Origin of the sequence: Serratia plymuthica NBRC 102599, from assembly GCF_001590925.1 — a bacterium.
Classification (GTDB): Bacteria; Pseudomonadota; Gammaproteobacteria; order Enterobacterales; family Enterobacteriaceae; genus Serratia; species Serratia plymuthica.
The window spans coordinates 1-12526 of record NZ_BCTU01000018.1 but is presented as its reverse complement, the minus strand read 5'-3'; the positions used below and the strand labels follow the sequence as shown (position 1 = coordinate 12526).

At 55.8% G+C, this 12526-nt stretch carries 10 protein-coding genes and 1 pseudogene; 10 read left to right on the top strand and 1 reads right to left on the bottom strand.

All coding sequences use genetic code 11. The features are described 5' to 3' along the window. Positions 1-170 precede the first annotated feature (170 nt). The 10 genes from hypF (at position 171) to SPL01S_RS13005 (ending at position 12326) form a co-directional block, all read left to right on the top strand. Positions 171-2489, top strand: a complete 2319-nt coding sequence (gene hypF, locus SPL01S_RS13050) for a carbamoyltransferase HypF (protein ID WP_063200356.1) — start codon at positions 171-173, stop codon at positions 2487-2489. Next, positions 2476-3498 carry a HoxN/HupN/NixA family nickel/cobalt transporter gene (locus SPL01S_RS13045; RefSeq protein WP_063200353.1) on the top strand — a complete coding sequence of 341 codons (1023 nt, stop codon included), beginning with the start codon at positions 2476-2478 and terminating at the stop codon, positions 3496-3498. Before hypF ends, SPL01S_RS13045 begins: the two co-directional genes overlap by 14 nt. Positions 3499-4343: 845 nt before the next feature. Continuing rightward, positions 4344-4754: a GNAT family N-acetyltransferase gene (locus SPL01S_RS13040; RefSeq protein ID WP_004948166.1), complete on the top strand. Its 411-nt coding sequence runs from the start codon at positions 4344-4346 to the stop codon at positions 4752-4754. 25 nt (positions 4755-4779) lie between these two features. Beyond that, complete coding sequence (locus SPL01S_RS13035; protein WP_004948170.1) at positions 4780-5469, top strand: helix-turn-helix transcriptional regulator; 690 nt, start codon at positions 4780-4782, stop codon at positions 5467-5469. 20 nt (positions 5470-5489) lie between these two features. Further along, positions 5490-6791 carry a cytosine permease gene (locus tag SPL01S_RS13030; RefSeq protein ID WP_063200350.1) on the top strand — a complete coding sequence of 434 codons (1302 nt, stop codon included), beginning with the start codon at positions 5490-5492 and terminating at the stop codon, positions 6789-6791. Positions 6792-6850: 59 nt separating this feature from the next. After that, entirely contained in the window at positions 6851-7165 is a 315-nt protein-coding gene (locus SPL01S_RS13025; RefSeq protein WP_004948175.1) for an NIPSNAP family protein, read from the top strand. 568 nt (positions 7166-7733) lie between these two features. Then, positions 7734-8336, top strand: coding sequence for a helix-turn-helix domain-containing protein (locus SPL01S_RS13020; protein WP_062868706.1), 603 nt, complete (start codon positions 7734-7736; stop codon positions 8334-8336). Next, complete coding sequence (locus SPL01S_RS13015; protein ID WP_063200346.1) at positions 8337-9233, top strand: queuosine precursor transporter; 897 nt, start codon at positions 8337-8339, stop codon at positions 9231-9233. After that, positions 9211-10053 (top strand): NADPH-dependent 7-cyano-7-deazaguanine reductase QueF, encoded by an 843-nt coding sequence (gene queF, locus SPL01S_RS13010; RefSeq protein WP_063200343.1) that lies wholly within the window; start codon positions 9211-9213, stop codon positions 10051-10053. Before SPL01S_RS13015 ends, queF begins: the two co-directional genes overlap by 23 nt. A gap of 125 nt (positions 10054-10178) precedes the next feature. Next, positions 10179-12326 (top strand): phosphocholine-specific phospholipase C, encoded by a 2148-nt coding sequence (locus SPL01S_RS13005; RefSeq protein WP_063200339.1) that lies wholly within the window; start codon positions 10179-10181, stop codon positions 12324-12326. Positions 12327-12411: 85 nt separating this feature from the next. Here SPL01S_RS13005 and SPL01S_RS25700 read toward each other — a convergent pair. Then, positions 12412-12526, bottom strand: a pseudogene (locus SPL01S_RS25700) (Ail/Lom family outer membrane beta-barrel protein); the annotation flags it as partial.

Sequence of the window (12526 nt, the reverse complement as noted above, 5' to 3'; positions counted from 1 at the left end):
TTTGCCGGGAGCAAATTGGAACGACTTCATGTCGGCCCGCAGGGTGGGACACAGGGATGTGTCCCATAATGGCCCCTCGGTGCGCTAGGCCCGGGTATCTCGGACTCAAAGACCACTTTGTTATTAACCTCGGACGAACCTGTTCGTCCCCTACTTATCGGGTGGGTAAGATGTCCAAATCGCCGTCAGGATTATTGCTTCGCATCAGCGGCAAGGTGCAGGGGGTGGGATTCCGCCCCTTTGTCTGGCAACTGGCGCAGCGCCTCGGCCTGCGTGGCGAAGTCTGGAACGACAGCGCCGGGGTCGAAATTCGGCTGGTACAACCGGTGGATATCGATATATTCCTGCATATGCTGCAGCGCCAGGCGCCGGCGTTGGCCCGGATTGACAATATCGGCCTGCGTCCCTTCACCTGGTTGCAGCCGCCGCAGGACTTTGCCATTCGCCGCAGCCGGCAAAGCCAAATGGACACGCAAGTCATTCCCGACGCCGCAACCTGCCCCGACTGCCTGCGTGAAATGAACGATCCGCACGATCGCCGTTACCGCTATCCCTTCATTAACTGCACGCATTGCGGCCCGCGCTTCACCCTGATTCGCTATATGCCTTACGACCGCCCGGCGACCAGCATGGCGCCGTTCGCACTGTGCCCGCACTGCGCCTGGGAATACCACTCGCCACAGGACCGGCGCTTTCATGCCCAGCCGGTGGCCTGCAGCCAATGCGGGCCGCAGCTTTTCAGCTGCCACGCCGACGGCAAAGCCATCAACCTGGCGGATATGGCGCTGCAACAGGCGGCGGCGCTGTTATGCGCCGGCGAAATCGTCGCCATCAAGGGCATTGGCGGTTTCCATCTGGCCTGTGACGCCACCGATCAGCACGCAGTGATGCGCCTGCGCAACCGTAAACGGCGGCCGGGCAAACCCCTGGCGGTGATGTTGCCGGATGTCAGTTGGCTGGCGCGCTGCACCGGCAACCACTCGCTGGCGCAGCTGAGCGAAACGCTGCTTTCCCCGGCGGCGCCGATCGTCCTGGTACCACAGCGGCCCCACTCCGCGCTGTGCGATGCCGTTGCACCGCATCTCGACGAAGTGGGCATAATGCTGCCGTCCAACCCCCTGCATCATCTCCTGATGCAAGCGGTGCGACGCCCGCTGGTGATGACCTCCGGCAACGCCGCCGGGCGCGCACCGGCGTTAACCAACGAACAGGCGCTGCAGGATCTGGCCGGCATTGCCGATCTGTGGCTGATGCATAACCGCGAGATCCTGCAACGCGCCGATGATTCGGTGCTGCGACAGCAACCGCAAGACACCGAGATGCTACGCCGTTCTCGCGGTTACGCGCCGGATGCCCTGCCGCTGCCGCCCGGTTTCCCGGTTCAACCGCCGCTGCTGGCGGTCGGTGGCGACAATAAAAATACCTTCTGCCTGGTGCGCGGCGACAAAGCGATCCTCAGCCAGCATGTCGGCAATCTGGCGCAGGAAGACGTTCAACAACAGTGGCAACACGCTATCGCCCATTTCCTGACGCTGTATCACTGCCGGCCGCAGCGCATCGCCACCGATGCGCACCCGGGTTACGCCAGCCGCCGCTGGGCGCAATGTCAATCTGTGCCGTTGACCGAGGTGCTGCATCATCACGCGCATTTGGCGGCCTGCCTGGCGGAGCACCAGTGGCCGCTCGACGGCGGCGCGGTCATCGGGTTGGCGCTGGACGGCCTGGGATACGGCGAAAACGGCCAGCTGTGGGGCGGCGAATGCTTGCGGGTGGACTACCGCCACTGCCGCTCGCTCGGCGGTTTGCCGGCGGTGGCGCTGCCGGGCGGCGATCGCGCCGCGCAAGAGCCGTGGCGCAACCTGTTGGCGCACTGCGCGCGCTTTGTCGACGGTTGGCAACGGCTGCCGGAAACGCAGTTTTTGCTGCAACAACCGTGGCAACCGCTGCTGAAAGCGATCGACGCCGGCATCAACGCCCCGCAGGCGTCGTCGTGCGGTCGGTTATTTGACGCCGCCGCCGCCGCGCTAGGCTGCGCGCCCTTGCAACTCAGTTGGGAAGGCGAAGCGGCCTGCCGGCTGGAAGCACTGGCGCATCAGGCAACCCATTGCCGCCACCCGCTGCACCTGCCGCTCAAAGACAATTTGCTCGATCTCGCCGCCTTCTGGCCGCAATGGCTTGGCTGGCGCACACCGCCGGCCGAGCGCGCCTGGGCATTTCACGACGCGCTGGCGCAAGGGTTCGCCGCCCTGGCCCAACATTTTGCCGCGCAGTACGGCATCAAACAGGTGGCGCTGAGCGGCGGCGTACTGCACAACCGCCTGCTGCGCCAACGGTTGGTGCATCATCTGGCGCCGCTGCAGGTCCTGCTGCCACAACGCATCCCCGCCGGCGACGGCGGGCTGGCATTCGGCCAGGCGATAGTCGCCTGTGCGCAACAATCCCCGCTTTCTTCTTCTTTTTCTGACAGGACGCAACATGAATTACCCTGAGTTCTTCCAAAAAAATACCCGCGCCTTCTGGCTGCTGTTGGCGTTGATCGCCGTTAACCTGCTGGCCTGGGCTGCGGCCTTTGCCGCATTTCATCAGCACCCGGCGTTGATGGCCGCCGCGCTGCTGGCTTACAGCTACGGCTTGCGCCACGCGGTGGATGCCGACCACATCGCCGCTATCGATAACGTGACGCGCAAATTGATGCAACAGGGCCAACGGCCGGTTTCCGTCGGCGCATTTTTCTCGCTCGGGCATTCGAGCATCGTGATTCTGGCCTGCGCGGCCATCGCCGCCACCTCGCTGGCGTTCGGCAGCCGCATCGGCTGGCTGCATGACTACGGCTCCACCCTCGGCACGCTGATTTCTTCGCTGTTCCTGCTGGCGATGGCGGTACTCAACGGGCTGATTCTGCGCGATGTTTATCGCACCTTCCGCCGGGTGAAAAGGGGCGAAAAACTGACGGAGAGTGCCCTGGCGCACCAGCACGGTGGCCTGATGACGCGGCTGTTCCGCGTGACCTTCAATACCGTGAATAAAAGCTGGCATATGTATCTGGTGGGATTTTTGTTTGGGCTGGGGTTCGATACCGCCACCGAAGTTGGCCTGCTGGGCATTTCCGCCGCCGGGGCCGGCTCAGGCATGTCGGTCTGGTCGATCATGATCTTCCCGCTGCTGTTCGCCAGCGGTATGGCGTTGGTGGATTCGCTGGATAATTTCGTCATGATTGGCGCTTACGGCTGGGCGTTCAACCAACCGGTGCGCAAACTGTATTACAACATGACCATCACCGCCACCAGCGTGGCGATTGCGGTGTTGATTGGTGGCCTGGAAGGATTGGGGCTGCTGGCCGAAAAATTGAACCTGCACGGCACCCTTTGGGATGGCATCGCGCTGCTCAATGACAACATGGGCAGCGTCGGCTACGCCGCTATTGCGCTGTTTGTCTTGTTCTGGGTGCTGTCGGCGGTCAATTACCGGCGTAAAAACTATGACGCACTGGCGGTTTAATCATTGTTTATATCTTGATTGTCAGGCGTCTATTTTTGCGAATACAACGAGGTTATACCCCAAATAATTGGCGTTGCATCTCGGCGACAAAGCCGTTCATCCCCGGGAGCTTGGTAAACCAAGTGACTGGGGTGCACGTCTTCGCCTGTAAACTTGCCGGCAAAGCGAAAAAACCTCCTTTTTATCACGTCAAAGGAGGTGTTCCAGAGCAGAACCAATATCACGAAGCTTGCGATGACAAGCGGTGCACATCTTAATAAATAACCCCATATAATAAAAATGCAATATTGCGTTCTGACCATGCAGAAATTCACCTCTTAAAGAATAAAATTATTTTTTAAAGATGAGTTGCCGGGTATTTATATAAACGCAAACAATAAAAGTCATAAACCGTATTGAAAGTGTAAGGAATGCGTAAATCTTATATTTATGGAAAATAATAAGGCCGATAAGTATATGCGTGATTCTGTTGCGCGCTAACTGACGGCAGCAACGTCTGAACATTTAACTTTGAGCGGGATAATGTAAAACAACGGAAGATAGCGGCTCCCCTTTGGCAAGTTAGCTTGCTCTACCGGTGGAGCCTTGAACTGCAGATCGACGTTCCTGGTGAGGCCCTGGTGAGGCGCAATAGGAATAGGTTACTGAGGCAGGGCCTATCGCTATTTATGCGTGTATTACGCTATTGTTGGCCCCGTCACGTTCAATATAACCGCAGGTATGCCTGACGGGAACGGGTGAAAAGCACCCTTGTAATACATTATGAAAAATGATAGTTAAGCTAGTTGGGCGGATTTCATTTAATTTCAACGCAAATTATTACTAAGGGAAAGTATATTACTGCCATGAATATCAATGTGACGGACCAGCCAAACCCACAGGACGAAGAGTACGTTATCGACAGCCTTTGGGCCCACAACGAAAATTATCAACCCGTAGACATCCACCCACTGTTTCTGACCGTTACCGATGACGCCGGTAAAATCGTCGCCGGATTGGTGGCCAGAACCTGGTGGGGCGGCCTTGAAGTGCAATATCTCTGGGTCAGCGATGCTCATCGCAAAAGCGGTTATGGCCGCCAATTGATGGAAAAAGCGGAAGAAGAGGCCCGTAAACGAGGGTGCCACATGGCTTATGTCGATACGTTCGACTTCCAGGCCAGGGGCTTTTACGAAAAATTGGGTTATCAGGTCTACGGCAATTTAGGCGGCTATGCCAAAAAGCATACGCGTCATTACCTGGCGAAAGAAATTTAACCCAATTCTAATCGGTGAGGTCAGAATGGATTCGCCCGATAAAAATAATGAATTTTATTTGAAGGGTCTTATTGCCATGATGGAGCACTTGAGTGATCCCTGGGGCATTAAGGATCTGGAATCCCGTCATATCTATATGAACCATGCCGCCTACCTCTATACCAATACGCCGTTGAGTTTTGATATAGCCGGAAAACGGGACGATGAGTTTCCCGCCGACTGGGCCGACTGCGCAGACGACTTTATAGAACACGACAAGATGACGGAAATGTCGCGGGATCGGGTTGCCGTAATAGAAACGCATTATTGGTACGGAAAAGACAGCCTGACACCCTTTATCAGCGAAAAACTGCCCATTTACAATGATAAAAAACAGGTGTTCGGGGTGATGTGGAATGCCAAACCGCTTAACACGCTATCCCCGCTAAAATACATCAACCAGCAGAAACCCAGTGTGCTGACCACCGAAGTGAACAGTAGTATTTTCACCCAAGCCGAGCTCGACGTTATATTTTTAATGCTGCAAAGGCTGTCGGTGAAAGAGATCGCCAAAATATATAACATCAGCACTAAAACGATAGAAAATAGAATATATAACATCTATCAGAAATCTGACGTCCATACACAGCAGCAGTTTGAGGAGTTCTGCAAATATGCGCGTCTGGACAGCTATATTCCCGATCGCCTGATAGCAAAAGGCATCCAGTTTATCTGAATAGCAAGGAATACCTTATCGTGATCAAGATTGAAGACTACCCGTTAACGCGGGTACCGCAGGATAAAAGAGTCTCCTTTTTAAGCGTGGCCATCGTGCATATGGGCATGCTGACCGCACTGGACCAGTTTATGCTTGGGGCGGTGCTCGGCCACTCCATGACGCTGTTCGATGCGTTCATCGCCATTTTCATCGGCAGCCTGATCTTTGGCGTAGTGACCTACGGCCTTGGGCTGGCGGGCATGCGCGAAGGGATCTCCGGCAGCCTGCTCGCCCGCTGGTGCGGTTTCGGCCGCCTGGGCTCGGTGTTGATCGGGGTGGTGGTGGCCATTAGCCTGCTGGGCTGGTTTGGCATACAAAACGCCATCTTCGCCAAATCGCTGGATTTCGCCCTGGGCAATAAACTGGGCTTTGGCCTGGCCGCCGGCCTGTCCGGTACCCTGTTGACGATTCTGGTGGCGTTTGGCTTCAAGGCATTGCGCATTGCCGCCCGCATTGCGGTGCCGATGTTCATCATGCTGGTGGCCTATATTTCCATCACCGTCCTCTCCGGCCATAACCTGCAGGAGATCATCCAGTTGGTGCCGCCGGGAGAGCCGCTGACCATCAGCGCCGGCATCACCATCGTGGTCGGCGGCGCCATCGTGGCGAGCCTGATGACCCCCGATCTGACCCGTTATTCCAAAAACGGCAAGCATGTGTTTGGCGTGACCATTTTCACCATCGTCGCCGGTGAGTTCGTGGTCAATGGCCTGGCGATCCTGATCGCCAAAACGCTCGGTACGGCGGATGTGGTGACCATCATGTCTCAGGCCGCCGGCGGCGCAGGCCTGCTGGTCGTGGTGTTCTCCACCTTGAGGGTTAACGATCTCAACCTGTATTCGTCCTCGCTCGGCATCGTCAACGCCGTCGAAGGCATGACCGGCAAAAGGCTCAAGTACACCGCCACCACGCTGGTTATCGGCGTGCTGGGCACCACGCTTTCCGTGCTGGGGATCCTGGACCGCTTCGTCGATTTCCTGACGGTGCTGGGTGTGGTGTTCCCGCCGATTATCGGCATCATGCTGGTGGATTATTATCTGCTGCGCACCCACCGCAAAATTCTGGATGAGAGCCGACAGGCAGGCAAATTGCCCGACCAAACGCCGACCATTGGCTGGACGGCGATTATCGCCAGTATTGTGGGCGGCATCGTTGGGCTGGTTACCGAGTGGGGCGTGCCAACAATCAATTCACTGTTGGTCGCCAGTCTCTTATATTGGGTATTAAAATTGGCGCTAGGCCGTTATCAGAAGCCGGTACCCTCACAAAAACTGACGTAATCCGGTCTGCCCGAATCATACCAACACTCCCCGCTTGCGGGGAGTGAGGAGAACCCCGAATGATCACCTGCACCCTAAGATATGTTTTAGATCCGTATAAAATCGCCGAATTTGAGCAATACGCCCGTTTATGGATCCCCCTGGTCAATCGCATGGGCGGCACGCACCACGGTTATTTTTTGCCGTCGGAAGGCGCCAATAACATCGCGCTGGCGTTATTCAGTTTTCCCAGCCTGGCCGCCTACGAGGAATACCGCATAAAAATGGCCGCAGATGCAGAATGTTGCGCTGCCTATGAGTTGGAAAAACGCAATCGCAGCATCATCAGTTATGAACGGAGCTTTATGCGTCCGGTTCTTTCCGGGCAGGACTGAGCGAAGAGAAAAATAAGGTGGGGTTCGGCTTTAATGGCCTGACGCAATAAAATAGATATCGGTCGGCTGGACAGCCGACTGGCATCTGGAGTTACGGTAGGTTTAAAATTGCGATTTTAAAGCTGGAGACGTGATTGGAATTCCCTGGTGCCAGTTGCTAAAACATCCTTTACTACTCAGAGAACGGAAACACTTCCCCTCTGAGTTTTTTATTATAGAAGCCGTTAATGACCGTTTTTTTAACTGTTTTGATCATCAAGAAACACTTCAGTATGGGTGAACAGTAGCCCACCCAAACCACTCTGGTCAACATAAAAGTGGACATAAAAGTCACTTTTGTGTCCACTTTTTCAAAAGCTCAGCATAACAAATTGATTTAAATATAATTATTTATATTACCTATCATGCTAATCATGACTAAAGCATCAATTAGGTGAATGATTTCATTTTATAGCATCTATTTTTAAAGGGGAATCAGGCGCTTATCACCGTAAGGAATGCGGCCGTTGTAGACAATGTCGGTGCGTAGGATATAGTACTGCCTGCAACAATATTGTAAGGAATGCTTATGAAGACCACCAACGCTCAGCGCAAAATCAACATCATTAAAAATATAGAATATCTGATGCGTACCCGGGGCGAAACCAAGGCATCCTTCTCTAACCGCACCGGCCTGACGCGCACTACCCTCTATAAAATCTTGGATGGCCGGGTCAACAATGTGCAACAGGCCACCGTTAACCGGATCTCAGATTTCTTTGGCGTTTCCTGCGAAGAGATCGAGGACTATGATCTGGAAAAACTGGAGCGGCTCAACGAAACGCTTTCCACCGAGGGGAATAAAAACCCTTCCGCTATCCCCGTCATTCCCCAGTCCCGCTATTTATCGGTGGCCGCCTGGAAGGTCGGGCAGTTGGTCACAGCCTTCCCTTTGACTTATTTCTTCGGTGACGAGTCAAATATGGTAGCAATGAAAATAGAAACCGAAATAAAAGGTTCATTTATCCCAGGCGAGGTCATTATTATAAAACGCCCGCCGGTGCTGGTTTGCGATTCGCCTTTATTGTATCACTCGGGAAAAAATGGCTTCTTTGTGGTTAACGACAAAGAAGATAACGGCATGGAGGATACCGTGCGATTTCTGGGTTATATCGTTGGAGAAAGGCTATAAATGGAATCTAATCAAAAATTCAAACTGCTGGGTTTTACTCATCATGGCACTCTGGCTGCCAATGTCATGGTCTTAGCCACCGGTAAAACCATTACCATGGGGCTCAATGAACTGGCCGACAGCGACATATCGGAAGATCTGAGCCGCCATGAGTTGCAAGCGCTCTATCGCAAAATCTACGGCAATAACCAACAGCAAACCGCCTATGAGCTCAGCGATCGTCATGAACGATCCTGGTATGCCTATCTGATCATTACCGTGGCGCTCAGCGTGATTTATATCTTCTCAACCCTGTGTGGCGTCAAACCGATTCAAATCCCCGCATTGAACCTGATTACGCCCCCGGCAATATTTATTTACCCCCTCACCTTTATCCTGGTGGATATTCTGAACGAGTTTTACGGACTGCGACTGGCCAGACGCACCATTATCATCTCGTTTATGGCCAACCTGATTTTTGTACTGGGCGTCTGGGCGACCACGCTGGTGCCGAGCATTCCGCAGTGGGAATTCAGCAAGACTTATGACGGCATCGTCCACAGCATCATGGCAGTGTTGGTAGCCTCATCCGCGGCCTATTTGATCTCCGAGAACGTCAATTCCTATCTGTTGTGCAAAATCAAGGAACTGACCAACTCCCGTTACCTGTTTGTGCGGGTGATCACCAGCACCGTGGTCGCCTCGGCCATCGACAGCGTGGTGTTCTGTACCCTGGCGTTCTACAACGTCCTGAGCTGGGATATCATCAAAACCATGATCCTGTCACAGTTCCTGATCAAGGTAGTCTACGCCCTGGTCGGTGTTGGGCCGATTTACGCCGCCCGCAGCCTGTTTAACCGCTATATCAATACCGATCTTGCAAGGAGCAATAAATATGCATATCAACAAACAAGATAAAATCACCCATCTTGGCGCCAACTCCGATTACCCGGACCAGTATGCTCCCGAGTTGCTCGAAGCCCTGCCACGCGCAAGAGGTCGGGATCTGATCGGCGTAGATGAACAGAATCTGCCGTTCCACGGCTTTGATCTGTGGACCGCCTTCGAGCTGTCCTGGCTCAATGCCAAAGGCAAGCCGGTGGTCGGCATTGGCGAATTCACCTTGCCCTATTCCTCAGCCCATCTGATCGAGTCCAAATCATTCAAGCTGTATCTCAACAGCTTTAACCAGACGCGTTTCGACAGCGTGGAACAGGTCAGCGCCGCGATGCAAAAAGATCTGTCGCAGGCCGCCAACGGTCAAGTCGGGGTGAAGCTGTATCCGGGGTTAGAGGGTTATTCATCGCAGATCGACCACCTGCCGGGCATCAATATTGACGACCTGGATATTGCCGTGGATGACTTTGACTTCAAACCGGAATATCTGCACGGTGCCGCCAGCGAACAGGCGGAAATCGTGACGGAGACGTTGTCCTCCAATCTGCTGAAATCCAACTGTCTGGTCACCAACCAGCCGGATTGGGGTAGCGTGGTGATCCATTATCAGGGCCGGAAAATCGATCGCGAGTGCCTGCTGCGCTACCTGATCTCCTTCCGCCAGCATAATGAGTTCCACGAGCAGTGCGTCGAACGCATTTTCAACGACATCAAGCAACACTGCCGGCCGGAAAAACTCAGCGTATTCGCTCGCTACACCCGTCGTGGCGGTCTGGACATCAACCCGTTCCGCAGTGATTTCGAAACGGCACCAACCCTGGGCCGGTTGATCAGACAATAAACGCCAGCCCTGTAATGCCCTCACCCGGGGGCATTATTTCCCCCATTCATCTCCTTGTTATTTTTGGCCATTACCGTCGTTAACAACTATCTTCAAACCACACCGCTAATGGGAGTTAACGACGCATGCCCCATTTTTCACGCAGACAGTTACTGCAGGCTGCCGCCATCGGATCGGCATTTTCACTGTTACCCGCCTCGATTCGCAAGGCGTTGGCCATACCGGCCAATAACCGCACCGGCACGATAAAGGATGTCGAGCATGTGGTGATCCTGATGCAGGAAAACCGTGCCTTCGACCACTACTTCGGCACCCTGCCCGGCGTGCGCGGCTTTAGCGATCGCATCACCATTCCCCTGCCGGAAGGCCGCCACGTCTGGCAACAGCAGGGCGCCGAGCGGCTGGTGTTGCCCTACCATCTGGACAGCAAGCGCGGCAACGCTCAGCGCGTCGAGGGCACGCCGCATTCCTGGGTGGATGAGCAGTCGGCCTGGGACCATGGCCGGATGAATGCCTGGCCCACTTATAAAACGCCGACCTCGATGGGCTATTACCGCCGTCACGAACTGCCGTTCCAGTTTGCGCTGGCGGAAACCTTCACCCTGTGCGATGCCTATCATTGCTCAATCCACGCCGGCACCAACACCAACCGCCTGTTCCACTGGACCGGCACCAACGGCCCGTCGGCGGCCAACGTCGCCGTGGTGGTCAACGAGTGGGACAGTCCCGGCCCGGTCGGCGTCGGCTACGACTGGAAAACCTATCCGGAACGGCTGGAGGAGAGTGGCGTCAGTTGGAAGGTTTACCAATTCCTGCCGGATAACTTCACCGATAACCCGCTGGCGGGTTTTCGCCAGTACCGCGCCGCCAGCGTTCAAGTGGGCAACCCGGCGCAACCGCCGAAAGACTTCACCGCCTTTGTGCCCTATCGCGACGAGTTGAACGACAGCGCGCCGTTGTACAAAGGCAACGGCAATACCCTGCCGGCCGCCGACGGTAACGATCTGGAAGCGATGCTGGCCGGTTTTCGCGCCGACGTGCAGCAAGGCAAACTGCCACAGGTGAGCTGGATAATCGCCCCGGCGGCCTACTCGGAGCACCCCGGGCCTTCCAGCCCGGTTCAGGGTGGCTGGTTTACCCAGGAGATCCTGAATGCGCTGACCGACAACCCCGAGGTATGGAGCAAAACCGTGTTGCTGGTAAATTACGACGAAAACGACGGTTTCTTCGATCACATGCCTTCACCTTCGGCGCCTTCGCTGCGGGAAGACGGCAGCTTCGCCGGCAAATCTACGGTGCCGTTCGACACCGAGATATTCCAGCATGTCGCTCCGCCCGGCTCGCAGGAGCAACCGCCGCCGGATGGCCGCATCTATGGCCCCGGGCCACGCGTGCCGATGCTGATCCTGTCGCCCTGGAGCCGCGGCGGCTGGGTCAATTCGCAGGTATTCGACCACACCTCGGTGCTGCAATTTCTGGAAAAACGTTTTCAGGTGCATGAACCTAACATCAGCGCCTGGCGCCGCGCGGTATGCGGCGATCTCACCTCGGCATTCAACTTTGTCGATCCCAACGGGGAAACCTTGCCCAAGCTGCCGGCCACCACCCGCCGCGGCGCCGACCGTCTGCGCATGCGCCAGGAACAACTGCCGCAGGTGCCGTTGCCGCCGCCTGGCAGCCAGCAGTTACCGCATCAGCAGCGGCTGGCGCGCCCTTCCCGGGCACTGCCTTACCAGTTGCATGTCGAAGCCAGCGCCTATCCCGAACAAAAACGGCTGACGCTCAATCTGTTGAATACCGGTGAGCAGGGCGCGGTGTTTCACGTTTACGATCAGCGGGATCTGGACCAGATCCCGCGTCGTTACACCGTAGAGGCCGGCAAGGCTGTCAGCGATGACTGGCAAACGGCGGACGAGTACCACCTCTGGCTGCTGGGGCCCAACGGTTTCCACCGTGAGCTGCGCGGCACCTTGCAACGGCCGCAGCCGGAAGTGCGTTTGGTTCCACATGACGGCAGCCTGGAACTGGCGCTCAATAACCCCGGCGACCAGGCAGTAACCGTCACTATCGCCCGCTGCCCTTATACGCAAAACGGCCCGTGGCGCATTGAACTGCCGCCGGGCGAAAACCATCGGCAGACCTTCGATACCCTGTCCAGCGGCGGCTGGTACGATCTGGTGCTAGAGAGCGCGCACGGCTGGCAGCGGCGGCTGGCAGGCCGCCTGGAAACCGGCCGGGATAGCGTCAGCGATCCGCTGATGGGCAAAGCCTGAGATATTTGTGGCGGGCGGTTTATCGAAAAATAGGGGTAACGGTTGTCGGCCTCCCGCAATGGGGAGGCCGACAGCGTTCAACTCATCAGAAACGATAACCAACGCCGATATTGAAGCCGTTGATCGAGAAGTTCCTGCCGTTGACATCCAATCTGGAGCCTTCGTAGCCGACATCAAACGCCAGATTCTCCATTGGGTTT

Coding starts and splice junctions, on each gene's coding strand:
- hypF (WP_063200356.1), top strand. CDS start 171: ATGTCCAAATCGCCGTCAGGATTATTGCTTCGCATCAGCGGCAAGGTG.
- SPL01S_RS13045 (WP_063200353.1), top strand. CDS start 2,476: ATGAATTACCCTGAGTTCTTCCAAAAAAATACCCGCGCCTTCTGGCTG.
- SPL01S_RS13040 (WP_004948166.1), top strand. CDS start 4,344: ATGAATATCAATGTGACGGACCAGCCAAACCCACAGGACGAAGAGTAC.
- SPL01S_RS13035 (WP_004948170.1), top strand. CDS start 4,780: ATGGATTCGCCCGATAAAAATAATGAATTTTATTTGAAGGGTCTTATT.
- SPL01S_RS13025 (WP_004948175.1), top strand. CDS start 6,851: ATGATCACCTGCACCCTAAGATATGTTTTAGATCCGTATAAAATCGCC.
- SPL01S_RS13020 (WP_062868706.1), top strand. CDS start 7,734: ATGAAGACCACCAACGCTCAGCGCAAAATCAACATCATTAAAAATATA.
- SPL01S_RS13015 (WP_063200346.1), top strand. CDS start 8,337: ATGGAATCTAATCAAAAATTCAAACTGCTGGGTTTTACTCATCATGGC.
- queF (WP_063200343.1), top strand. CDS start 9,211: ATGCATATCAACAAACAAGATAAAATCACCCATCTTGGCGCCAACTCC.
- SPL01S_RS13005 (WP_063200339.1), top strand. CDS start 10,179: ATGCCCCATTTTTCACGCAGACAGTTACTGCAGGCTGCCGCCATCGGA.